The organism is Burkholderia alba (assembly GCF_034721475.1).
GTDB classification, from domain to species: domain Bacteria; phylum Pseudomonadota; class Gammaproteobacteria; order Burkholderiales; family Burkholderiaceae; genus Burkholderia; species Burkholderia alba.
Genome location: NZ_JAWJWL010000046.1, coordinates 1 through 24,890 on the forward strand (window position 1 = coordinate 1; position 24,890 = coordinate 24,890).

At 67.6% G+C, this 24,890-nt stretch carries 13 protein-coding genes and 2 pseudogenes; 7 read left to right on the forward strand and 8 right to left on the reverse strand.

Annotated features, from left to right (window positions below; translation table 11 throughout):
- Positions 1-299: pseudogene (locus RZR99_RS30020) on the forward strand (TolC family protein); the annotation flags it as partial.
- Positions 300-1,291: 992 nt separating this feature from the next.
- Positions 1,292-1,861: pseudogene (locus RZR99_RS30025) on the forward strand (sensor histidine kinase); the annotation flags it as partial.
- Positions 1,862-1,895: 34 nt separating this feature from the next.
- Here RZR99_RS30025 and RZR99_RS30030 read toward each other — a convergent pair.
- Entirely contained in the window at positions 1,896-2,870 is a 975-nt protein-coding gene (locus RZR99_RS30030; RefSeq protein ID WP_323123401.1) for a LysR family transcriptional regulator, read from the reverse strand.
- Between the two features lie 138 nt (positions 2,871-3,008).
- Between RZR99_RS30030 and RZR99_RS30035 the strand changes: the two genes are divergently transcribed.
- Positions 3,009-5,294 carry an NADP-dependent malic enzyme gene (locus tag RZR99_RS30035; RefSeq protein ID WP_323123402.1) on the forward strand — a complete coding sequence of 762 codons (2,286 nt, stop codon included), beginning with the start codon at positions 3,009-3,011 and terminating at the stop codon, positions 5,292-5,294.
- 47 nt (positions 5,295-5,341) lie between these two features.
- On the opposite strand, the gene RZR99_RS30040 is transcribed toward RZR99_RS30035, so the two are convergent.
- The gene (locus tag RZR99_RS30040; protein ID WP_323123403.1) at positions 5,342-7,456 is read right to left on the reverse strand and encodes a phosphocholine-specific phospholipase C; all 2,115 of its coding nucleotides are present in this window, start codon (positions 7,454-7,456) and stop codon (positions 5,342-5,344) included.
- A gap of 569 nt (positions 7,457-8,025) precedes the next feature.
- Between RZR99_RS30040 and RZR99_RS30045 the strand changes: the two genes are divergently transcribed.
- The gene (locus RZR99_RS30045; protein WP_323123404.1) at positions 8,026-8,928 is read left to right on the forward strand and encodes a LysR substrate-binding domain-containing protein; all 903 of its coding nucleotides are present in this window, start codon (positions 8,026-8,028) and stop codon (positions 8,926-8,928) included.
- Positions 8,929-9,024: 96 nt separating this feature from the next.
- On the opposite strand, the gene RZR99_RS30050 is transcribed toward RZR99_RS30045, so the two are convergent.
- Positions 9,025-9,864 (reverse strand): M24 family metallopeptidase, encoded by an 840-nt coding sequence (locus RZR99_RS30050; RefSeq protein WP_323123405.1) that lies wholly within the window; start codon positions 9,862-9,864, stop codon positions 9,025-9,027.
- 1,419 nt (positions 9,865-11,283) lie between these two features.
- Between RZR99_RS30050 and RZR99_RS30055 the strand changes: the two genes are divergently transcribed.
- Together RZR99_RS30055 and RZR99_RS30060 are read left to right on the forward strand one after the other, a co-directional pair.
- Complete coding sequence (locus RZR99_RS30055; protein ID WP_323123406.1) at positions 11,284-12,822, forward strand: S8 family peptidase; 1,539 nt, start codon at positions 11,284-11,286, stop codon at positions 12,820-12,822.
- Between the two features lie 206 nt (positions 12,823-13,028).
- Positions 13,029-14,957, forward strand: a complete 1,929-nt coding sequence (locus tag RZR99_RS30060; RefSeq protein WP_323123407.1) for a Xaa-Pro dipeptidyl-peptidase — start codon at positions 13,029-13,031, stop codon at positions 14,955-14,957.
- Between the two features lie 110 nt (positions 14,958-15,067).
- On the opposite strand, the gene RZR99_RS30065 is transcribed toward RZR99_RS30060, so the two are convergent.
- The 5 genes from RZR99_RS30065 to tssI all read right to left on the reverse strand — a co-directional run bounded on the left by RZR99_RS30065 (position 15,068) and on the right by tssI (position 21,899).
- Positions 15,068-15,793 (reverse strand): SMI1/KNR4 family protein, encoded by a 726-nt coding sequence (locus RZR99_RS30065; protein WP_323123408.1) that lies wholly within the window; start codon positions 15,791-15,793, stop codon positions 15,068-15,070.
- A gap of 34 nt (positions 15,794-15,827) precedes the next feature.
- The gene (locus RZR99_RS30070; RefSeq protein ID WP_323123409.1) at positions 15,828-17,126 is read right to left on the reverse strand and encodes a PAAR domain-containing protein; all 1,299 of its coding nucleotides are present in this window, start codon (positions 17,124-17,126) and stop codon (positions 15,828-15,830) included.
- Positions 17,123-17,938 (reverse strand): DUF1795 domain-containing protein, encoded by an 816-nt coding sequence (locus RZR99_RS30075; RefSeq protein WP_323123410.1) that lies wholly within the window; start codon positions 17,936-17,938, stop codon positions 17,123-17,125. The genes RZR99_RS30070 and RZR99_RS30075 overlap by 4 nt, the downstream gene beginning before the upstream one ends.
- Positions 17,939-18,286: 348 nt before the next feature.
- Positions 18,287-18,847 (reverse strand): hypothetical protein, encoded by a 561-nt coding sequence (locus RZR99_RS30080; protein WP_323123411.1) that lies wholly within the window; start codon positions 18,845-18,847, stop codon positions 18,287-18,289.
- Positions 18,831-21,899, reverse strand: a complete 3,069-nt coding sequence (gene tssI, locus RZR99_RS30085; protein ID WP_323123412.1) for a type VI secretion system Vgr family protein — start codon at positions 21,897-21,899, stop codon at positions 18,831-18,833. The genes RZR99_RS30080 and tssI overlap by 17 nt, the downstream gene beginning before the upstream one ends.
- A gap of 1,165 nt (positions 21,900-23,064) precedes the next feature.
- On the opposite strand from tssI, the gene RZR99_RS30090 reads away from it, so the two are divergent.
- On the forward strand, positions 23,065-24,639 hold the full coding sequence (locus RZR99_RS30090) for a S8 family peptidase (RefSeq protein WP_323123413.1): 1,575 nt from the start codon (positions 23,065-23,067) through the stop codon (positions 24,637-24,639).
- Positions 24,640-24,890: the final 251 nt, after the last annotated feature.

Consider the following 24,890-nt stretch of genomic DNA (forward strand, 5'->3'; position numbering starts at 1 on the left):
ACGCGGACAGCGCGTCGACCCGGCTCGCCAGGAGCCGGGAGGAGGCGGTGCGGCAGATCGTCGGTGCGCAGAACACGTTGCAAACGAGCCTGAGCGCGCACGCTGCCGCGAAGGAGCTGCTCGCTGCCGCGCAGACGACTTACGACGCGGCCTTCGACGCGTATCGGCACGGTGCGGGTTCGGTGACCGACGCGCTGCTTGCGCAGAATCAGCTGCTGGCGGCGAAGAACGCGTATGCGGACAGTTATAGCGGCGCGTTGTCGTCGGCGGCGGCGCTGGCGCTCGCGACCGGTTCGGTCGACGCNGGTTCGGTGACCGACGCGCTGCTTGCGCAGAATCAGCTGCTGGCGGCGAAGAACGCGTATGCGGACAGTTATAGCGGCGCGTTGTCGTCGGCGGCGGCGCTGGCGCTCGCGACCGGTTCGGTCGACTCGATTCCGGCGCAGTCCGGATGGTGAGGCGGCTTGCCGGGCGTCGGTGCGAGCGGGTTGGCGGATGATGCCGTGATCGCCGTCGAATGACGGCGGCGGTCGGACCACCGGCGTTGCGCCGCGCAGCCGGCGGTTCCGGTGCTGAAAACCCCTTCGACACGCCGCTCGTCCCATCGAGCGGGATCGCCGTGCTGCTCCGATGCGCGAGTCCATCGGCCGCGGAACCGGAGGTTCGGCGCGATTCATCTCCTTCATGCCGCGGTGCCTGACACACGGGCGACAGGTCTCGCACCGAGCTGTTCGGTGCCGCCGACTTTCTTCAGGATGCCATCCCGCACGCTCGCGGCGATCGATCGCGTGGCGCGACATTGGGGGGCTTGTCCCTTCCCGACGGTGTTCCCCACCGGAAACAAGCCGTTCTCCACGAGTACGACGCGCCTCCCGGCGCCGAAACACGCCGAGTTTTGACTCGGCATGTGTAGCGGGTGCGAGCAGATACATTGAGATACAAGCCGCCCGGCCGGCTCGGCTATCAATCCGACCACGCGCTTTACCCGCTGCACGCGGAGCGATGGATCGCCGCCGCGAGCGAAGCGCGTTTCCCTAGGCCCCGCCCATTCCGGCGCGGCCATTCCCGAGCATCCGAAACAAGGAGACATGGGTCATGTCGGACTCCGTCAATCTTCGGCGCCGTCGAATCCTCGGCACCACGCTCGCGAGCGTCAGCCTCGCCGATCTGGGTCCGAGCCGCGTCGCTCGCGCACAATCGCCGGCCGCCGCGCCGGACAACCCCGACACCGGCGGCGGGACATCGTTCGGCGCCGTTCACCAGATCGACGCCGGCGTGCGCAACGTGGGGCATGCGGTTGCGTGTCGACACGATGGACGATGGCGCGCAGGCCGTCCGTCTGCGGCAGGATCTCGTCGACATGGAAACGCTCGTGAAGGAGGGGGTGGCTTACGCGCGCACCATGCACGGCGTGACCGAGGAAGCGCGCCGCACCGACCTGCACGCGCTGCTCGACAGCCTCGTCTACGACTACGTCGACGCCGGCTCGCCGGTGTCGTTCGGGCAGCGGCTGCGGGTGACCGCGATCGCGCGGCCCAATGCGTTGCGGCGGCTGGTCGGCAACCTCGTCGACAACGCGCTGAAGTTCGCGGGCGAAGCGACCATCGACCTGACGCGGGAAGCGACGGGCGCGCTGGTCATCTCGGTGCGGGATCGCGGGCCGGGCATTCCGCCGGAACGGCTCGACGCGGTGTTCGAGCCGTTCTACCGCATCGAGCGTTCGCGCAACCGCGCGACGGGCGGGACGGGGCTGGGCCTCGCGATCGCGCGGCCACTCGCCCAGGCGATGGGTGCGACGCTGACGCTGCGCAATCGCGAAAGCGGCGGCCTGGAGGCGCGGCTCGTCCTCGGCGAGACATAGCGGGGCATCGTTGCGCCGCCACGGGCCGGCGCCGTCACGCTTGCCGGCCGGCTTCCGTTTCCTGATCCTGGTACAGCGCGCGCAGCGACTGCGCGAAGACCGTGTCGACGTCGCGGAGCACGCCCGCTCGCGTGAACATCGCGACGGGCGGCAGCGCCCAGTCGAGCGTGTACGGAACGATCGCCACGCCCGCGATATGCACGAGCTCTTCGGCGATGTCGGCGGGCACGATGGAGACGGCATCCTCGTTCGCGACGATCATTTCGCCGATCAGCCGCGACGTATAGCTCTCGACGATCGGCACGGGCGGCGCGACGCCGGCGTGCAGGAACAGATCCGAGATCTGTTCGCGCATCGGCGTATGCGGCGCGCCGAGGATCCAGTCGAGTTCGACGAGCTTCTGCCAGTTGAGGCGGCCGCGCGCGAGCCGCGCGGCGAGCCGCCGGCTCGCGATCAGGCGCGGCTTCTGCCGGTGCAGCACCTCGAAATGCAGATCGGAAAGATCGATGGCCGACGAGGCTCGCCCGATCACGATGTCGAGCGTATGGTCGCGCAGCTGCGCCATCAGCGCTTCGCTGGTGCCCTCGTGCACCGTCATCGTGAGCCGCTGCGTCACCCGCGATTGCGTGTGCCGGATCGCGGCGGCCAGCGTCCGCCCGGAGATGAACGGAATCACGCCGATCTGGAGCCGCGTCGCGTGCCCGGCGACCACGGCCTCGATGTCGCGGGTGAGATGGTCGAGATCGTTGAGCATCGCCTGCGCGCGGGCGAGCACGACGTTGCCGAGCGCAGTCGGGATCATGCCGCGCGGCGAGCGGTCGAACAGCGGGCCGCCGAACAGGCCTTCCAGTTCCGCCAGCGCATTGGTGACGGCCGGCTGGCTGCTCGCCACGTGCTCGGCCACGCGCGTGAGCGATCCGTGCTGCCGGATCTGCAGCAGCAGCGCGAGATGCCGCATTTTCAGGCGCGCGTTCAGGCGCCGGGTCATGTCGTCCGTATCGAATGCCACGATGCGCGAGCCCAGGTCATTACAAAAAAATGATGGCCCCATACTAATTCAAAATGGAACGCTTATGGCGGCTGCCTAGAATGGGCTCCATCGATGGCCGCCGGGACAGGCCCGGCGCACGGACATGATGGGGAGCATATGAACAAGACCGACCGCCAGGCCGCGCTGGAATATCACGAGTTTCCGACCCCGGGCAAGATCTCGGTCGCCGCGAGCAAGCCGCTCGTGACGCAGCGCGACCTCGCGCTGGCCTATACGCCGGGCGTGGCGGCCACCTGCGAGGAAATCGCCGCGGACCCGCTCCAGGCGTTCCGCTACACGAGCCGGGGCAACCTGGTCGGCGTGATCACGAACGGCACGGCGGTGCTGGGCCTCGGCAACATCGGCGCGCTCGCGTCGAAGCCCGTGATGGAGGGCAAGGCGGTCCTGTTCAAGAAGTTCGCGGGGATCGACGTGTTCGACATCGAGATCACCGAAACCGACCCGGACAAGTTGGTCGACATCATCGCGAGCCTCGAGGCGACTTTCGGCGGGATCAACCTGGAGGACATCAAGGCGCCCGAGTGCTTCGTGGTCGAGCGCAAGCTGCGCGAGCGGATGAAGATCCCGGTATTCCACGACGACCAGCACGGCACCGCGATCACGGTGTCCGCCGCGTTCATCAACGGCCTGAAGGTGGTGGGCAAGGCCATCTCGGACGTGAAGGTCGTGACCTCCGGCGCGGGCGCCGCCGCGCTCGCGTGCCTCGACCTGATGGTCGATCTCGGCCTGCCGATCGAGAACATCTGGGCGACCGACGTGGAAGGCGTGGTGTACCGGGGGCGCACGGCCGCGATGGACCCGGACAAGGCCCGCTTCGCGCAGGACACCGCCGCGCGCACGCTGGCCGAGGTGATCGAGGGCGCGGACGTGTTCCTCGGGCTTTCCGTCGGCGGCGTGCTGACGGGGCCGATGCTCGCGACGATGGGCGCGCGTCCGCTGATTCTCGCGCTCGCGAATCCGACGCCGGAGATCTTTCCGGAAGCCGCGCACGCGGTCCGCGACGACGTCGTGATCGCGACGGGCCGTTCGGACTATCCGAACCAGGTCAACAACGTGCTGTGTTTTCCGTACATCTTTCGCGGCGCGCTGGACGTCGGCGCGACCACCATCACGCGCCGGATGGAGATCGCCGCCGTGCATGCGATCGCGGGGCTGGCCGAGGAGGAGCCGAACGACGTGGTCGCCGCCGCGTACGGTGCGTACGACCTGTCGTTCGGTCCGCAGTACCTGATCCCGAAGCCGTTCGACTCGCGCCTGATCGTGCGGATCGCACCCGCCGTGGCGAAGGCGGCGATCGAGGACGGCGTCGCGACCCGCCCGATCGCCGATTTCGACGCGTACGCGGATCAGCTCCAGCAGTTCGTCTACCACTCCGGCGCATTCATGAAACCGCTGTTCGCCACCGCGAAGCAGTTCGTGCGGGACGGCGGGCGGGCGCGGATCGTGTTCGCGGAAGGCGAGGAGGAGCGGGTGCTGCGGGCGGTGCAGGTGATCGTCGACGAGAAGCTGGCCCGCCCGATCCTGGTGGGCCGCCCGGAAGTGCTGCTCGCGCGCATCGAGAAATTCGGGCTGCGCCTGCGGCTCGGCGAAGACGTCGAGGTCACCAACCCGGAATACGACGAGCGCTTCCATCAGTACTGGACCACCTACTGGGAACTGCGCTGCCGCGACGGCATCACGAAGGAGATGGCGCGCGTCGAGATGCGCCGCCGGCTGACGCTGATCGGCGCGATGATGGTGCGGCTCGGCGATGCGGACGGCATGGTGTGCGGCACGGTCGGCGCGTATCACGACCACCTGCGCTTCGTCGACGAGGCGATCGGCAAGCGGCGCGGCGCGCGCACCTATGCGGCGATGAATATCCTGCTGCTCGACAAGCGCACGGTCGCGCTGGTCGATACCCACATCAACGACCATCCGAGCGCCGAGCAGATCGCGGAGTTCACGCTCGCGGCGGCCGCGCAGATGGCCTGGCTGAATCTGTCGCCGAAGGTCGCGCTGCTGTCGCGCTCGAACTTCGGCTCCGGCAGCTCGGCGTCGGGCGCGAAGATGCGCGAGGTGCTCGCGTTGGTCAGGGAGCAGGCGCCGGATCTGGAGATCGATGGTGAAATGCACGGCGATTGCGCGCTGGACGAGGCGCTGCGCCTTCGCATCCTGCCGACGTCGCGGCTGAAGGGCGTGGCCAATCTGCTGGTGTGCCCGAACGTCGACGCGGGCAACATCGCGTACAACCTGCTCAAGACGGGAGCGGGCAGCAATGTGGCGGTCGGGCCGTTCCTGCTGGGTGTCGACGCGGCGGTAAACATCCTGACGTCGAGTTCGACGGTGCGCCGGATCGTCAACATGACCGCGCTGACGGTGCTGCAGGCGAACCGCGATTGACGGGGCGCCGCGCGCGGCGGCCCCGTCGAGGCCGTGCCGCGCGCCGGCTAGATCGCGGTCGTCACGGGCGTGGTGGCGGCCGGGTCGGTGATGCTCGGCTTGCCCGTCTCGACGTGGCCCGCCACGCGGCGCAGCCATGCGGCGTTGCCCGCGACCGTCACTTGCAGGTCGTACCACTGGCTGCTGCACGACAGGTCCCAGTGCGCTTCGATGCGCTTGCCCGGCGGCACCGTCAGCGTGCGCGCGGGCTGGCCGTACGCGAGATCGGTCGCCGTCACCGTCAGCGCGGCTGTGCCCGTATTCGCGAGCGTCAGATAGACATGCCCGTTCGCGACGTCGTAGCAGGTCGTCATGTCCGGTTTCGCGTCGGCGTCCGCGGCGTCCGAGCCCGCGAAGCGCCGGAAATAGCCGTTCGGACCGTAGACGTTCACCCGGTAGTTCCCGTTCGCGTCGAGCGCCCACGTGTCGGTCAGCTGCTTGCCGGCCTCGACGGTGTAGCGGCGCGGCATCGCCGTCGGATCGCCGGTATAGACCCAGAAGTGCGCGCCTTGCGCGCCGGTGTTCGCGAAGCTGAGCGCATATCCCTGCGCCTGCAACTGGCCGTTGACGTGCAGTTCGTACGGCAGCGGGCGAGCCGGTCGCGTGCCCGGCTCCTGCGCGCTCACCCCCTGCTGCGCGGTGCTGGCCGGCGCGCTTTGCGCGGTCGAGCGCGCGCATTGCATGTCGGCCTGCGCGACGTAGGTCCGGGTGCTGGGCAGCACGGGCACGGTCGGGTCCTGCTTCGAGAAATCCAGCGCGGCGGTGAGATCGCCGCAGATCGCGCGCCGCCACGGCGACAGGTTGGTTTCGATCACGCCGAAACGCTTCTCGATGAATTGCAGCACCGACGTGTGATCGAACACCTGCGAGCAGACGAAGCCGCCTTTCGACCAGGGCGACACGACCGTCATCGGCACGCGCGGCCCGAGGCCGTAGGGCAGATTGTCGGCGGTATAGGTGCCCTTCTGGGTCGCGGTGACGACGGTGTGCCGTTCGAGCGAGATATCCACCGTGCTCAGCCCCGAGCCCGGCAGGGTCGGCGCCTGCGGCGGCACGACGTGATCGAACAGGCCGTCGTTCTCGTCGTACATGATGAACAGCACCGTCTTGCTCCACACGTCGGGGTTCGACGTCAGCGCATCGAGGATCGTCGCGATGTAGTTGGCGCCGTAGAGCGGCGTGAACTTCGGATGCTCCGAGTACGCGGCGGGCGGCAGCAGCCACGACACCTGCGGCAGCGCGTTGGCCTGCACGTCGGCCTTCAGCTGCGTCAGCGTGCGCGTGCTCATTCCCCGGTTGTACAGCGACGAGCCGGCCGGCGCGTTCACGAAGTTCCGGAAGCAGGCCAGCATGTTGGTGCCGTAGTTGCCCGTGAAATTGTCGAAGCCGGTGCCTTGCTGGTAGATCTGCCACGAGATGCCGGCCGCTTCGAGACGTTCGGGGTAGGTGGTCCAGTTGAAGGGCTGCAGCTTGATGCTGTCGAACGGGTTGTCGATGTAGTCGGTGTTGTCGAGCAGCGGACCGCCGCCTGTTGCGAGCGGATCGACCATGCCCGTCATCAGGTACATGCGGTTCGGGTGCGTGTTGCCGGGAATCGAGCAGAAATAGTGGTCGCACACCGTGAACGCATCGGCGAGCGCGTAGTGGAACGGGATATCCGCGCGCTCGTGATAACCCATCGTCATGTTGGTTTTCTGCGCGGCCCACTTGCCGGCCCGGCCGCTGTCGATCGCGCCGTGCGTGGTGCTCCACGTATGAGGCAGCCCGCCGATGCATTGCGCGTTGACGTCCGGATTGGTCGTGTCGTAGCGGAACGGCGCGATCACCTTCGTCGGGTCTTCCTGGCGCGGCTGGAACCAGACCGGGCGGCCGTTCGGCAGCGTGACCGGGAAGCGGTCGTTGTAGCCGCGCACGCCGCTCAGGTGGCCGAGGTAGTGATCGAACGAGCGGTTCTCCTGCATGAAGACGACGATGTGCTGGACGTCCTGGAGCGTGCCGGTGACCGAGTTCGGCTCGATCGCGAGCGCCTTGCGGATCGATTCGGGGAACAGCGTGGTGGCGGCTGTCGCGCCTGCGAGGCTGGCGGACAGCTTCAGAAAATCGCGGCGGGTATGGGTGACCATGCGAAGGACCTGGATGAATGTCGGGTGTCAGGACGCGGGCGGGACGAAGCCCGGCGGACAGCTCATGCGCGCGGTGGCGACGGCGCTGCCGCCGCATGCCGCTTTCGCGGGCGGCGGGGGATCCGAGGATACGCCGTCGCCGCCGCACGCGGCGACCAGGGTCGTCGCGGCGAATAGCGCAAGGCGTGCAAAAAGCCGAATGGCCGGCGTCTGCATGACTGTCTCCGGAGTTGAACGATGGGGCGCGGGCAGGCGGCCTTCACGGCCGTATCGGATTGCAAGCGTTGCCGCGACGATAATTTCGCTTTGTTACGCGAGAGTGTCCTGTTTGAAAGCCGGGACAGGCAAGTGCAAGGGACCGTGTCGCCGCCAGGCCGTCGACATGCGTCGGCGTTGTTGATTCTGGCGCCCGATTCATTCATTTGCATGACGAATGTATTTCCAAAGAATAACGAAGCTGGCCGATTTCGTTCGTCCGCGCCTCGTCCGGTGCCGCCCGATGTGCGATACGGATTTCGTTTCAGGGGCACACTCCGGGTTGCGCGACTCATTCACCGGACCGATTGCCATTGAAAGCCAAACTTCGACCGAACCTCGCGGCGCTGCGCGCGCTGGAGGCCGCCATCCGCCATCGGAGCTTCACGCTGGCCGCCGCCGAATTGCACGTCACGCATAGCGCGATCAGTCATCAGGTGCGGCAGCTCGAGGCGGCGCTGGGGCATACGCTATTCATCCGCGTCGGGCTGGAGATGCAGCCGACGCCCGCTTGCCGGCGCCTCGGCGCGCGCGTGCGGCACGGGTTGGACGAGATTGACGCGGCGCTGGAGGAGGCGCGGGCGCCGGGCGGCGCGGCGAGAACGCAGCTCAGCGTGAGCGCGATGACGGACTTCGCGCACGCGTGGCTGATTCCCCGGCTCGCCGCATTCGCCGACGCGCATCCGGACCTCGACCTCGCGCTGACCCTTCATCACGGACTGACGCCGCCCGATCCCTACGAAGTCGACGCGGGCATCTGGCATCAACGGGTCGGCGAGCGCGGCTTCCGTTCCGAAGCGTTTGCGCGAGACCGCGTGATCGCCGTGTGCAGCCCGGCGTTCGCGTCGGCCCACGGCGAGCCGGCCAACGCGATGCTCGCCACCGCGCCGCTGCTCCACTTCGCGTCGCGTTCGTGGGAGGAGTTTCTGGTCGCGGCGGGTCTCGAATACGGCGAGCCGCGACCCGGGCCGAGCTTCGCCGATGCGGCCTCGCTGTTGAGTGCCGCGCTCGCGGGCCTGGGGATCGCGATGATCCGCGAGCGCGTCGCCGACGCATTCCTGCGCGGCGGCGCGCTGGTTCGCGTCGGCGACGTCGGCATTCCGGCGCATCTCGATTACTTCTTCGTGTGGCACGAAGGCAATCCGCGCGAGGCCGCGATCCGCCGCCTGCATCGATGGCTGGCCGACGAGCGGGCGGCGGCCGGCGAACCCGCGTAGCGGAGCGGATGGCGAGCGGCCGGGTGTCCGCTTTCGCGCGGCACTCGGCGCGCGGCATGCGCAGTCCCGATCGCGCGCCGCCGCTCGGGTCGCGCGTCAGCGATGCGCGGCGTCGTGGAACGTCACGTCCTCGCCGTCGCGCAGGTCGAGCACTTCGCAGCCGTCGTCGGTGACGGCCACGACGTGCTCCCAGTAGACCGCGAGCGACTTGTCCGCCGTCTGCGCGGCGCGCGTCGCATTCGGCAGGCGGATGCCGTCGCCGCTGCCCGCGCAGATGAACGGCTCGACCGTGATCACCATGCCTTTCTCGAGCACCCGGCCGTCGTTGACCGGACTCCGGTAGTACGGGATCAGCCAGCCGTCCGCATGCACCTGGCCGGTGGAGTGCCCGGTGCCGCTCGGCACGCGCAGCATCGAGAAGCGGAACGATTCGACGTAATCCTGCACGCGCGCCGCGATGTCCTGCAGCTTTGCGCCCGGCTTCACGAGACTGATGCCGAGGCACATCGCCTGATAGCCGACCGCCATCAGCAGGCGCGCTTGCGCGCTGGTCTCCTCGCCGACGATCCACATGCGCTGCGTGTCGCCGCACCAGCCGTCCTTCTTGATACTGACGTCGACCCCGAACAGGTCGCCGCGCCGCAGCGGGATGTCGCTCGGCTCGCCGCTGAACGCGTTCTCGTTGTGCGCGATCGAGATGCAGGCATACCGGCTCGAATCGTAGCCGGCCAGGTCTTCGCGGTCGATCTCGGCGTGGTACCGGTTGACGATCAGATCGTGCGCGATGTCGTTGATCTGGCGGGACGTCACGCCGGGCTGAACATGCGGGGTGAGATCCTGCAGCACCTGCGCGGCGATGCGGCCGGCGGCGCGCAGCATCGCGATTTGTTCGGGAGTCTTGATCGAAATCCGGGTGTAGTCGACCTTGTTGCTCATGAGAAATCCTCCGGGGTATCGCAGTGCCGCCGTGCGTGGGGTGCATCGGCGGGCGGCGGAAGCGTCGTTCCGTGACCGCGTGAGCATTATTCGAACGCGGGCGGACAGCCGTCCAACGAAGTCTGTTCGACGGCTCGTTGAATTTTCTTCAACGGGCGATCGGCTGCCGGGCCGGCGGGGTGACGCGTGAGCGACTGGAGCGGCACTTTCGTCGACGGAGATCGGGGCGCGCTCATGAGCGTGTGACGGCGGTGGCCGTACTCGTGGCTGCGGGTTTGGCGAACCGGATGGAGCGCGCGCGGCATCGCCCGTTCCACACGGCGGATGACGGATGACTCCCGCCATTGCCGCACGCACCGAAAGCCATCCATTTTCCCGCAGGCTCCCGGACGCAATCTCGCCGATGATTGATTCGATCGTCGAAACCGTCTTTAAAACCGTTTCGAAATGCGATTTTATGTCGGCATGTTGAAATGAAAAATCCACGCTGCCGGGAGGGTGACCGTCATTTTCCGGGGAGAAACAACGTCGATAATCGAACCTTTCCCGGGCGTTCTCCAAGCATTCCCGGCGCGGTTCGCGTCCGGGCGGAGTTTCACGACGCAATACCGGAAACCCGTCACGCCAAGCACTCGACGCAACGCGTTGACGCCTTGCTGCAGGCGGCTCGCGGCACATCAGGCACGTTGAGCGAAAGGGCGCGATCGGAGCCGATGCCGGAGGTTTTTCCGCTTCTCGGTTCTTATCGTCTAACTTTTTTTGATTTCATCTAAAAATGTTTGACATGAGCATTTCAGCAAGATAACTTTGTGCAAGCTCGCGGAAAGAAACAAGCTCCGCGAAACCTGACCGAAACGCACCGGGCAGCGCGATCCGCACCGGTGGGCGGCAGGGGGCGGCAATCGGTTTTCGGTCAGGCTGGCACCTATTTAGAAATACTAATTCAGAGAATCACGTCCACTGCGTGAGGGCCACGCGGCGGACGGATATCACGAGGGCCCGAAGCAGTGCGGCAAGGCATTGAACAAGATGCGCAGGCGTGATTGATACGCAGCGAAGGTGGCGAAGCAGGGGCGGGCATGCAGCGTGCCCCTGCGCATGGGCGGCGTCGAGTTGCTCGTGGCCGCCTTGCGCGCCTGACGCGTCGGCGCCTGCCGGTAGAACCTGAGAGAGCAAACCAGGCCGAGAGGATCGCGATCCGCACCGGCCGCGATGATCTGACGGAAGACGAGTCGTCCGGCCCGCGCGGCCGGGCGATTCGATCCTCCGTATCCCGTATTCCGGCAACGCATCGTTGATCCGGTTCCGTTCGCTCGGGACCGGCGGCTCCGCCGTGCGCGTTGGAATGGCAGCAAAGAGGCCGCGCCTGTGCCGCGTCTCCGATTCACTCTGTTCATACTTTCATTCTGGAGTGGGGATATGTCTGGATTAATTCGTACTGCTTCATTTCAAGCCGTTTGCCTTTCCGCCGCGCTGGCCGTCGCCGCGCCGGCTGTTCACGCGGACGTGGCGAGCCAGCCGGCCGCGCCGGCGAATGCGGGCGGGGTCAATCAGCTGATCGTCAAGCTGCGTCCGGCCTCGCTGGCCGCGCGCAATGCCGCGTCGGCCGCCAGCGGCGGCAGCGGCCCGACGGGCATCCAGGGCGTGATCGACCGCGTGCTCGCGGCACGGCAGAGCCGGGTGTCGGCGCGCTCGTTCGGCGCGGGCGCGTCGGCGGCGCCCGGCAACGCGGCCGACCCGGCCGCCGGCGTGCGCGTGAAACGCGAGATGTCCGGCGGCGCGACCGTGCTGTCGCTGCAGCGGCACGTCACGGCCGCGGAAGCCGAGGCCCTCGCTAAGGATTTCGCGGCCGACGGTGCCGTCGAATACGCGGAACCGGATGCGCGCATGCGTGCGTTTCTCACCCCCAACGACACCCGCTATTCCGAGCAGTGGGGCTACTTCAACCCGGTAGGCGGCGCGAACTTGCCGCAGGCATGGGATGTGACGACCGGCTCCGACAAGGTCGTGGTGGCGGTCGTCGATACCGGCTATCGCCCGCATGCGGATCTCGCCGCGAACCTGCTGCCGGGCTACGACTTCATCACCGATGTGGACGGCGCGAACGACGGCGGCGGCCGCGACGCGGATGCGTCGGATCCGGGCGACTGGCTGACCCAGCAGGAAGTGGACGATCCGAACGGGCCGTTCTATCGGTGCAACGTCGATCAGAACGGCAACACCTATCCGAGCGACAGCTCGTGGCACGGCACGCACGTGGCGGGCACGGTGGGCGCGGTCACGAACAACGGCGACGGCGTGGCGGGCATTTCTTGGAAGGGCAAGATCCTGCCGGTGCGCGTGCTGGGCAAATGCGGCGGCACGCTGAGCGACATCGCGGACGGCATGCGCTGGGCCGCGGGCCTGTCGGTGCCGGGCGCGCCGGCCAACCCGTATCCGGCCAAGGTGCTGAACTTCAGCCTCGGCGGCCGCGCGAGCACCTGCAGCCGCACCTATCAGAACGCGATCAACGAAGTGACGGCGAAGGGCGCGGCCGTCGTCGTCGCGGCGGGCAACAACGGCGCGTCGGTCGCGAATACGCAGCCGGCGAACTGCCAGGGCGTGATCACCGTCGGCGCGACCGACAGCAACGGCAAGCGCGCGAGCTTCAGCAACTACGGCGCGGCCGTGAAGATTTCCGCGCCGGGCGTCGGCATCCTGTCGACGCTGAACGCCGGCAAGAAGTCGCCGGGGCAGGACAGCTATGCCAGCTACAACGGCACCAGCATGGCCACGCCGCACGTGGCCGGCACGGTCGCGCTGATGTTCGCGGTCAATCCGGCGCTCACGCCCGCGCAGGTTCTGCAGAAGCTGCAGGCCACCGCGCGGCGTTTCCCGAGCGGCTCGGGCTGCACGACGAGCACGTGCGGCGCGGGGCTGCTCGACGCCGGCGCAGCGGTCTCGTCGGCCGCGCAGTAAGCGCGACGGGCGGTGGACCGTCGCAGCGACGGCCCGCCGCCGCGAGGTCGAAGTTAAGGGAAGCCGGAGCCGGGCGCGGCTGCCGTGCCCTCGCCGCATGCGACGGGGTGGGGCGCACCTCGCGGATCACCGGCACACACCCGTCTCACGCATCCCGCGCGGCACGATCGCGCGGGGTCCATATCGACGATCAGGAGGGGAATTCCATGAAGCTTCATGCAAAGGAAGCGGCGCGCCCATGGCTCGCCGCGATCGCGGCCGCCGCGCTGCTGGCGGCTTGCGGCGGGGACGATGGCGCGGCGGGCGGCGTGGCGTCGGCGCTCTCGCAGGCGAGACCGGGCGATACGGCGTCCGCCGCCGCGGGCGCGCAGGCCGGCAAGCCGCGGCACTCGCCGTCGGGCGTGCCGTACGCCGATCTGTCGAGCGGCAAGTATCGTCCCGTCATCAAGGACGGACAGGTGCAGCCGTCGCTGTCGGGTGCGACGATCACCGAACAGGCGTGGGTCGATACGCCGGTCGATTCGGACGGCGACGGCGTCAAGGACCGGATCCACGTGCGCATCGTGCGGCCGACCGAAACCGACAGCGGGGCGCGCACGCCCGTCATCGTGCTCGCGAGCCCGTACTACAACGGTCTCGCCGATAGCGCGAATCACGATGTCGACGTCGAGCTGGACGGCACGCCGCATCCGCCGTCGGACCGCGCGCGGGTCGCGATCGCCGCGCCGCAGTCGAGGCTGCAGCAGCAGGTCGAGGTGGCCGCGGCGGCGCGCTCGTGGATAGAAGGCTATTTCGTGCAGCGCGGCTTCACCGTCGTCTATGCGGATTCGCTCGGCACGGCCGGCTCCGACGGCTGTCCGACCATTCTGACGCGCGACGAATCGGTCGCGATGGCCTCGGTGATCCGCTGGCTCGGCCGCGATGCGAGCGCGAAGGACGCGGCGGGCAAGCCGATCGTCGCCAGCTGGTCGACCGGACACGTCGGGATGTACGGCGTGTCCTATGACGGCACGCTGCCGAAGATGGTCGCGAGCCTGCGCACCCGGGGGCTCGACGCGATCGTGCCGATCGCCGGCCTGACCAACATGTACGGCTACTACCGCTCGGGCGGGCTGGTGCGCGCGCCGGACGGCTATCAGGGCGAGGACGTCGACGTCTACATCAAGGCGCTGCTGACCAACGCGCATCCCGAGCGCTGCACGTACCTGATCGATCAGGCGTTGAAGCGGGAGGACCGCACGACGGGCGACTATTCCGCGTTCTGGGCGGCGCGCGACATTCCGACCGCGCTCGCGGTGGCGCCCGCGCTGATCGCGCAGGGGCTCGCCGACGACAACGTCCGGGTCGACCAGTCCACGCTGTGGTATCAGGCGATGCGGCGCCAGGGCGTGCCCGCGCAGTTGTGGCTGCACCGCGCGCAGCATATCGATCCGCGCAGCCGTCCGGCGTTTGCCGACGCGTGGCCGGCGGAAGTGAACCGCTGGTTCACTCGCTACCTGCTGGGTTATGCGAACGATGTCGAGCGCGATCCGGGCGCGGTGATCGAGCAGGCCGACGGCACGCTGCTGAAGGAGGCGCAGTGGCCGGCGCGCGGCGCGCGGCCGGTGACGTACTTCGCGGGCGGCGACGGTTCGCGCGACGGCGCGCTGCTGCGCTATCCGACGGGCGGCCCGATCGTGACGTTCACCGACAACGCGCAGATTCGCGCGCTGACGCTGGCGAATGCCGACAGCGGCGAGCATCGCGGCCGCTTCGAGACCGCGCCGCTCGCCACCGCGAGCCGCATCTCGGGCACCGCCACCGCCCGGGTTCGCGTCACGCTGTCGGCGGCGGCGAACGTGACCGCGCTGCTGGTTGATCGCGGGCCCGACGGCAAGGTGTCGATCGTGACGCGGGCGTGGACCGATCCGCGCAACCGCGCGTCGCTGTGGTGGTCGCAGCCGGTGCTCGCGGGCATGCCGTACGATCTGCAACTGACCTTCATGCCGCGCGACTACACGCTCGAGGCGGGCCATCGTCTTGGCCTGGTGGTGCTGTCGAGCGACTACGAGGCGACGCTGCGCCCGACGCCGGGCACGGAGTTGAGGCTGGATCCGGCGGGCACGTCGCTGACGGTGCCGTTGGCGGGCGTGTGATTTAACCCATCCAGGGAAAGACGGCGATTGACGAACCGCCGGTATCGCGTTACCCGCCGCGCGCGCTGCGCCCGGCGGGTTTTTTCATCGAAGGGGGCGCATCGCGCGCGCTAGCGCTTGTCGGCTTCCTCGACGAAGATCTCGATCCACGCGTTCATCACCGCCCAGAAGTCGACCGCCTCGAGTTCGGTCGGCTCCTCGTGCCACCAGATGCGTCCCGCCGCGCTGCCGTCGCCCGCGCTCTCCCGCAGATCCAGACAGAGATAGTCGCCCGCCCCGTTGTGGAACACCGGCCAGACGAGATCGGGATTCACGCCGAGCGTTTTCAGTTCCGACGGCGACAGATCGAGCTTGTCGGTCAGCGCGCTTTGATCGCCGATCGGCAGCGGCCCCATCGAATTCGCCGGGAAGAACGTCCAGCCGTTGTGCACATGCTGGTAGAAGTGGCGGAGATCGTCGGGGAAGGCGCGCCAGAGCGGCATGTCGTCCGACACCAGATCGCCCAGCGGCAGATGGCCCACGAAGAAATTCACGTCGTCCTGCTCGATCGTGAATGCATAGAGCAGGCAGAGATCGCCGTTTTCCTGCCGGAATACGGCGGGCCGCTGCAATTTCTCCCGGAAGAACTGCTCCACCGCGGGCAGTCGCTCGATGGCGCCGGACCACATCTTCGCGAGCCAGTCGCCGAGCGCGTCGGTCGGCGTGTCCAGCAGCGCGAGCCACGCGGTCGGCACCTGGACGTCGGCGGGAATCTCGCCGGGGGTGAGCCATACCTGCCCCTGCTTCCTGAAGCGTTGCAGCTTCGCTGCATAGGTCTTGCTCGATAGCTCCATCATTGCCTGTCACCTGAAGTCCGTTGATCGAAACATTTTACTGCTGCTGACCGAGCAGATCCTGGATCTGCTGCTGCAGCATCGACCGGTTCTCGGTTTCCTGCTGCATCATCCGCTGCCTGAAGCCTTCGTCTACCTGGATCCCGCCTTTCTTGTATTCCGTCCATTCGGCGAAGGACTTCGATCCCTTGGAGGTATTGGCGGTCTCGCTGAGTCCCGTGAAGTTGTCCGGGTTGTTCAGCACCTTCACCTGGTTGTCGAAGCTCAGATCCTTGAAGCCCGGCATCTGGGTGATTTCCTTCATCGACACGATATGGTCGGCATGCAGCGACTTGTCGATCGTCAACCCGGGGAGCGCGGGATCGTCCATGCCCGGGGTGAAGTTCTCGTTGACCATGCTCTGTATCCGCGCGCTCGGCGTCTTCGCGCGCAGCTGGTTGTACAGCGTGCGCGGAATCCCTTCGGTCGTCACGCGCACGTTGCCGCCGTTGGCGCCCAGCGTGCCGGGCTCGACCTCCACCTTGGTGCGGTTCAGCACGTCGACGGCATTCTTCCCGGCTTCCGTGTCGGCGCTCTTCGCGCCCAGCCCCAGCAACGCGAATCCCGCGACGCCGACCATGATGTCGCCGTAGCCCGGACCGAGCGATTCCCCCCACGAATGCAGCGCGTTCAAGCCGACGTTCGCGCCGATCACGGTTCCGACGAACAGTGCGGCGGCGCCTGCTCCGGCCGCGAGCGCGCCGAGTCCGGCCGCGCCGAGCGCGACGAAGCCGAGCACCTCGAGCGCCGTTTCGACCATCTCCTCGGTGTCGTGGATCGGGACGACCGTCACCGTTTCTCCGCCGACCGTGACGTTGTCGCTGGCGTTCTTGATGACGGCGCCGCACTCCATTTTCATGGAGAGCCGGGCCATCGGCATGCTGTTCACCGTGACGGTACGGGACCCCTGCGCGATGAGGGTTTTTGGCTTGGGGAAGTGATTGAACGGCAGGCCGTTGCATTCGTCCGCGGAGTCGATGCCCGCACGCAGCGCGGTGCGGCTGTTGACCGTGACGTTCGGCGAACCGCGCTGGAGCATGCCGGTGGTTGGACCGGATATGTTCGCGGCCTTCTGTATGCCGCGCATCAGCGAACCGCCGGCGAGCCCGCCTCCCGCCACGCACCCGCCGATGATGGCGACGAGCGCGAGCCCGCCCGTCGCCGCAGTGGCGGTGATGATCGCGGCCGCCACCACGGCGCCCACCACGGCGCCCGCCACCATCGCCAGCAGCCCCCAGCCATGCGCGATCTCGTCGCCCATCCGGGCGGCGCGCAGCGCCGCTTCGGCGCCGCTCATGGGGCGCGTGCCCCGGCCAGCCGGTTCATGTACGACGCGATGTCGTGGATCGATGCGAAGGGCGGCGAACCCTCGACGCCGGCGACGGCGTTCAGCCGATGGGCCAGCCGCAGGCCGGGGTCGGCGGGATTGGGATGCAGCTCGTAGCGGCCCGTGGCTTTGAAGAGGCCATGACGGCTGCGTTGCGTGATCTTCGCCGCAAGCGGCGAACCGTCGCTCGCGAAGAACACCCAATGATGGTCTTCGACTTCCTGCGCATCGACGGCCGCGACGGCGGCGTCGGCGTTCGGGTAGACGTGCAGGACGCGGGTCTTGCCGGACAGTGCGAAGACATGCGGCAGCACGCCGGTCGCCACCAGCGACGGCGCCTCGACGGGCTCGGGTTCGGGCGGCAGGTGCTTGAAGGAGGCCAGGATCGACTCCCACGCGGGGATGTGCCGGTCGAAATCTTCCGTGCGCGCGTTGAGCGTGAAGACCAGCATCGCATCGTCGAGCCGCACCATCGCCTGCCGCTGCCGCAGCACGGACTTGTCGCTGCGCCACTGGTATTCGAGCATCAGCGCGGGCAGGCCGTCCAGCGTGATCGCCTCTCGCAGCAGCGGCTTGTAGGCGGGAAACTGCTTCTTGAAGGCGGCCTGCTGCGCGTCGGCATACGCGGCGACGTCGTCCAGCGGCGTGTCGTAGTCGCGAGTGACCACGAACGCCACGTCCTTGCGTCCCGCGTCATCGGGCAGATGGAAGACGTTCATGGTCTTGTCGCGCCAGCCGGCCGGCAGGGTCACGCGTCCTTCGTGCAGTCGATAAGCCGTCATACCGTTTCCTTCCATTTAGCGATGTGCGGGCGCTTCCGCGTTTGCGATGCACGGCGTCCCGGCGCGTCGGGAGGCGATGCCGCGAAGCGCGGGCGCCGCCGGTGTCGCGCAAGGCCGGCGGCGCGCCTCGGGGGACGCCGCGGCGGGGCTGCGCGGTACCTGCCCGTCGGCCGCGCATGCGGACGGCGGCCGGTCGGCTGGCGATCGGCTTCGCGCTCATGCTGATGCAGCATGCCGTGCATGCGAGCGGCTTCGCGTGGGCCGGTTCGGGATGGCGCGGCGCGCATCCTGCGCGCGGCATGCCGCCGGATCGTCCGGCCCGCCCGGCAGCCGAACGAAGGCAGTCCGTTATTCCGGCTTCGCGCCGAAACCGATACTCGACAGGCAATCGGGGTTGCGTTCCGCGAAGCCGAACACCAGCTCGCCCCACGAGGTCGGCGTCGAGAATGTCGTTTCTTCGTCGAGAGACTGGCCGGTCGGCGCGCCGGTGAGCGTGATCCCGGCGAAGCGGGCCTTGACGTCCTGCCGGCTGACGCAGGTTCCCGCCAGCGTCAGCGTCAGTGCGCCGGGCGCGCTTGCGTCGTCGTTGCCGGTGCGCAGCTCGACGCCCTTGATCTGGGTGCCGTCGTGCAGCGCGATCGGGCCGTCGGCGTGGTTGTTCCAGAACGTGAAGTAAGGATTGCTCGCATCGCTCGACACGAGCTTCGTGTGCAGCAGCTGCTCGACCGGCTCCCGCCGGATGGGCTGGCGCGCGCCGATCTGGTCGATGACTTGCCACAGGTTGAGTTGAACGGTTTTCTGCATGATCTTCGATCCTTCCGAGCGATTCGGAATCATTCCCAGCGACAGGGTGAGCAACAGGCCGGCGACGAGCATCGACGCGGGCCGGCGGTCAGTGAGTCGGAACATTTTTGTCATACCAGTCGCCGTAGTACGTTTGATAGTTGACCAACTTGCCGCCCACCGGTTTCGACGCGGTTTCGCCGGTGCCGAAGACGTTGCCGATGGCCGTGCGCGCCGCGCTCGCGTTGCCGTCCTTCAGGAACTGGTCGTACGCGGCATTGTAGGCCGCGCCGTTGGCCGGGTTGCCGGCGATCTGGATGTCCGGGCCGCCGCTCGCGAGAATCTCGCGCTGCACCTTGATGTTGTTGAGCGTCGCCGCGCCTTCGTCCGCCAGCGCGCCGTTGACGTAGTTGCTCTTGCTGCTCAGATCCGCCTTGTACGGGTAGAGCGCGTGTCCGGCCTCGTGGGACAGCGTCTGGACTTCCGCGTCGGGATTGCCCTTTTCGTTGCTGTCGATCACGATGGTCGGCGGCTTGCTGTCGCGGTTCGCGAACGAGCCGCCGCCGGCCGTGCCGTACTTGATCTGCCAGCCTTTCTTCTGCAAGGTCGTCAGGTCGTTTTGCAGCGTCGGCGATTTGGCGGCGAGCGCATCGACTTGGTGGCCCAGGCCGGTCTTCACCTGGTTCGGTGCGGGCTTCGGGTGTCCTTTTTTCGCATGGGCAGGCGGATGGCCGCGCGGCGCGGGCGCGTCGCCCCCTCCGCCTCCGCCCCCTCCGCCCCCTCCGCCGCCCGCGGGCGCGTCCGCCGAAGGGGCGGCCTGATCGACGACCGGGATCAAGCCGGGAGGCGTCGGCCCGGTCGCGCCGTCGGGATTCAGGTCCACGCTGTTCGAGCCGAGCGCGACGATCTGCGTGCCGTCGAGAATGATCGTGCCGTCGGCGGACAGGGTGATCCTGGCCTTGCCGCATTCGAGGATGATCGATTGCGATCCCTTCACGTGAACATGCGCGGTGTCGGATTCGACCTGGACCGGCCCCTTGGCCTTGAGCGCCATGTGCTGTTCCTGCGCGTGCAGGATGACGGCGGTTTTGGCGGTGTGCTGGATGTGCTCGTCCTGCGACTGCACGGAGATCGCTTTTCGCACGACGCTCGCGTGCGTCCCCTGCGTGACGATGTTGGTCTGGTTGGGACCGTTGACGACCGTGACCTGATTGTTCTGCACGGTCGTCGCCATGTCCTTCTGGCTGTGGATGTTGACCAGCTCCGAGCCTTTCTTGTCGTGGATGACGATCTCGCAGAAGCCGCCGCCGCCGGGCGTGGAGTTGCTATGGAAGCCCATCTGATGGGCGCCGTCGGGCAGGCTGTAGGGCGGGGTCTGCTCGGCGTTGAACATCCGGCCGACGATGATCGGGCGGTCCGGATCGCCGTTCAGGAAATCGACGATGACCTCCTGGTTGACGCGCGGGATCGCGACCGTTCCCCAGCCGCGCCCGGCCCAAGGCTGCGATACGCGGATCCAGCACGAACTGCCCTGATCGTTCTTGCCGTAGCGGTCCCACGGGAACTGCACCTTGATCCGGGCCATCTCGTCGGTGTGGATCTCCTGCCCCTTGAGGCCCACGACGATGGCGGTCTGCGGGCCGGGCATCACGGGCTTGAGATGGCGCCGCACGGGGCGATAGGGGATCTTGCGGCGGATCAGCGTGAGTTCGTTGTCGAAGCTGCCGGGCTGGGCCGCATCGCCGAAATTGTTTCTGGCCGCGAGCCTGAGCCCGACGACGAGGAATTCGTTGTCGCCCTGCTTGGCCGCGCTGAACCAGTAATGGCCGTCGATCCTGAAGGTGCGGCCGACCGTCAGGCCGCGGCAGTTGGCGCGGCCGTGGAACACTTTGGCCTGCCACTCGAACACTTCCAGCCGCCGTTTCGCTTCCGCTTCGCCCGCCGCGCTGTCCTTGTAGGCGAACGCCGAATTGCCGTCGTAGACCTCGAGCTTCGGCGCATTGCCCTGGTCGGCGAGCGTCGGAAGCTCGACGTAGGGCCGGCTCTTCGGGTGCTTGTAGTTGTAGGTGTTCATCGCCACCACGGCCGGCTGCGTCTCCCGGCTGGCCGATAGCGCGGTCAGCCGGTCCTGCGCCTGCACGCCGCTCGCGACGTTGTAGATGACGCTCGGGTCGTGTGCCTGCACCGGGCAGCAGACCGAATGAGGCGAATCGTCGGCGATGACCAGCGTGTGGCCGTCCGGCCGGTATTCGAAGTAGTAGAAGAGGCCCTGCTGCTCGAGCAGGCGGCTCACGAAATCCAGATCGCTTTCCTGGAACTGGACGATGTAGTCCTCGGCCTGGAGTTCGGCCAGCACGTGCGTCTGGTAGTCCACCATCGCACCGTAGTCCGCGAACACCTTGCGCAGCACGTCGAGCACCGTGACCTGCTGGTAGATCCGGCTGTTGACGCGTTTGCCGAGGTACCACAGCCACGGCACCAGCTCGCCGCGATAGTGCGCGATGCCGCCGTCGTCGCGCTCGAAGCCGAACCGGGCGAGATAGCCGTGGATGGGGCGCGTCGAGCCGTCCTGGAGCGAAATGAATACCGTGACCGCCTGATTCAGCGCGTCCTTGAGATCGATCGACGGATTCTGCGAGATCAGTTCGAGCGTATAGGACGGTAGCTCGGACAGGGATTCCCCGCCGCTGATCGCGGCGATGGACAGGGCCCGATCGCCGCTCAGCGACGACTGGAAGCGCAGCAGGCGGGTGGTTTCCGTAAACGGCAGCGCGGCGGCGCCCGCCGCGGCCGGGTTCCGATTCGTGCCCGGCACGAAGAATTGCGGGGCCGATGCGAGGTCGGTCAGCGACTGGCCGGCGAAAGGGTGATCGTCGACCGGCAGGGCAGGCGGGGTCGCGGGCGCGCCGTGCAGCGCGCCGGAAGCCAGCGACACGGCTTGGCCCGCGAGCGGATTGAGCATGCCGGCTGCGGGCGACGCCATCGACGACGCGATCTGCATCGGACTGCCGCCGGCGGCGAGCGCCTGCATCACGGCGGACGCGGTCGGCGCGATCTTGCCGATCACGGGGCTCGCCTGTCCCGCCATTTGCATCGCGCTCGATGTCAGAGCCTGGGCGGAAAACGGCGCGGCACCGCCCGGGCGAGGCATTTCCGCGAATGTCGACTTGTCGTCCATGGACCCCTCGGTCGTAGCCTTTTCACACCACGCGAACCAGCGTCGCTGCTTTTACGGGTGAAAGCGCGGCTAGAGTAATGGATATTTTGAAGGCTGGCAAAGCATGGGATTTATATTGGATCCCATCCGTAATATTTGCCGGTCTATTTAAATGGTGATGTAGAAATTACTATAAAAATTAATGCGGATTCGAGAATGCCACGCATTATCTGCATTCTTAATGCGGGTGGCAAGACGTCGTCGATATTGGCGCCCGAAGGGCGATTCTAATCGGCGTGAACACGGCCGTGCGTTGTCCTGGCGACGCAGCCGGATCGACGGCAACGGCGCTGCCGAGGCGGCGTCGGCACGAGGGTCGTAGTGCAGTTTCGACTAAGTACGAGTATCAATACCCGCGATGGCGTACAGGCCGCTCCATCGGTCCCTGGCGATGAATCCGCCTGCTTTTCAGCGATCCGCGTGAGATCCGACCCGCTTTGAGTGCGCGTGGAGAGGATTGATTTAGGACGCGTCCTATATCTCGCGTGGAGCCGGTTCCCGATAATGCGGGCTGACCTTGGACGTCGGTGCGCAATCCGCCGCTGTCATGAGCTCACGCAAATCATGCGCGGGCGACGCCATTGAATCATTCAGGGCGCCCGCATGATAAAGCAGCCGAAAAAACGACTCCGAAACAGGCCGGCGAGTTGCATGTCGTCGCGCCGCGTGTCCTGTCCTTTTCAAATTCGAATCGCTTTTTCCGGTGATGTTTCGCCCGCGTTTTACGGCATTCATGCAATGAATGCACGGACCGGCGTTTTATCCCACGGCGTGAGGACGTGTCGCTTTCGTTTCGGCACGCGGCTCTACGCCGGAGGTCCGGCGCGTTGTCGCTGCGTCAGGGCGGTGGACCCCACGCACCGGGCACGCGCTTCACGACGTACTCGCTGCGTCGAACGGTAACCCGCGGATCGATGAAGCGCGCCTCGCGAGGTCCGCCTACCGCTCTAGATCAATCGTTGTACTGAGTAAATGTACGGCGCGTCGAACAATCGCGACTGGAACGACACCCGTGTAGCGGGCTGTCGTTGCGGTTGCAAAGCCACGGAAGAAACCCGATATGACACCTCGATTCCTTGACCGCAATCCGATTCCTCGCCACTGGCGTCGCTCGCTCGCCGGGACGATGCTCGTGCTCGTGCCGTTCGCGCTTTACGGCTGCGGCGGCGGGGGAGACGGCGACGGGGCGTCGCCCGCTACGCCACCGCCCGGTATCGAGCACGGCGCCGAGCCGCCGCCGACCGGCACGTTGCCGCCGTCGCCGCCGCTGGTGTGCGACGACCGGCAGGCGGATGCACTGGCCGCGACGTTCGGCGTGCGGGCCGGGCAGGACGCGTTCGTCGATCAACTGATCGTCGGTCTGCATCCGCGAGGGGATCGCCGAGCCGTTGTGCCGGCTGTAGCCGATTCGCGCGTTGACGGACTCGTCAGACGCGTCGCGGCGCGCTGGAACGCGCAGGGTGCGGCAACGCGCGGCGGCGCGGCGCGTGAGGGCCAGCTAGCGATGCGCGTCGGCCGCACGATGTCGGGCGGCGCGGTCGTGGTGTCGTTGCAGCAGCGCATGCCGATCGAGCGCGCGCAGGCGCTGGCCGCCGAGTTCGCGAGCGAACTGGAAGTACGGCACGCGGAGCCGGACCGGCGTCTGTCGATCCACGCCGCGCCCGGCGATCCCGATTATGGTCGTCAATGGAATTTCTTCGAGCCGGACGGCGGGATCGGGATGCCGCGGGCGTGGTCGATCACGACCGGTTCGCCCGATGTCGTCACCGCCGTCCTGGATACCGGATCTCGGCCGCATGCGGATCTGGCCGGCAACCTGCTGCCGGGCTACAGCTTCGTCACGAGCCTGGCCACTGCGAACAACGGTCACGGCCGAGGGCCGGATGCGAGCGACCCGGGCGATTGGGTCACGCAACAGGAGCTGGACGATCCCGGCAGTCCTTACTATCGCTGCGCGGCGACGCCGATCGTCAGCAGCTGGCACGGTACGCGCGTGGCCGGTCTGATCGGCGCCGTCGCCAACAACGGCATCGGTATCGCGGGCGTCAGCTGGCAGGGCCGAATCCTGCCGGTTCGCGTGCTCGGCAAGTGCGGCGGGGCGACCAGCGATGTCGCCGACGGCATACGCTGGGCGGCGGGCCTTCCGGTCGACGGCGTGCCGGACAATCCTCATCCGGCGAAGGTGATCAACCTGAGTCTCGGCGGCGACGGCCCCTGCGGTTCGACGTTCCAGGATGCGATCGACGACGTGATCGCGCGCGGTGCCGTCGTGGTGGCGTCCACCGGTAACGACGGACGCCCCGCCGCGCAGTCGCGGCCGGCGAACTGCCGGGGCGTGGTGTCGGTCGCATCGAGCGACCGCACCGGCCGGCGCGCGTGGGACAGCAATCACGGCGGGTCGATCACGTTGAGCGCGCCCGGCGCGGATGTCTGGTCGACGACGGATGCCGGCAGGACGAGCCCGGCCGGCGACACCTATGCGAGCGCGAGCGGCACGAGCTTCGCCGCGCCGCAGGTGAGCGGTATCGTGTCGCTGATGCTCGCGGTCAATCCGCGGCTGACGCCGGCTCGCGTCACGCAGATCCTGAAGGACACGGCGCGGCCTTCACCGCACGCGTCGACCGCGACGTCCTGCCTCGCATTGCCGCCGGGGGCGGGGATTGTCGATGCGGGCGCGGCGGTGTCCGCCGCGCGCCGCTGACGGTCGCGAGCGGCATCCGGGCGAGGAGGCTTCGGGCGGCATGCCGGAGAGCGGGCGAGCTTGCGTTGCCGCGTGCTCGTTGCCGGGCGCGGCATGCTGTTGCGCAGGTCCGGCCCGGCCCGCTATCGCGCGCGCTGCCGGTCCGGCGTGTCATGTGCAGGCTGCGTGACCGGACGCAAACCGCAAACCGCAAACCGCAAACCGCAAACCGCAAACCGCAAACCGCAAACCGCAAACCGCAAACCGCAAAC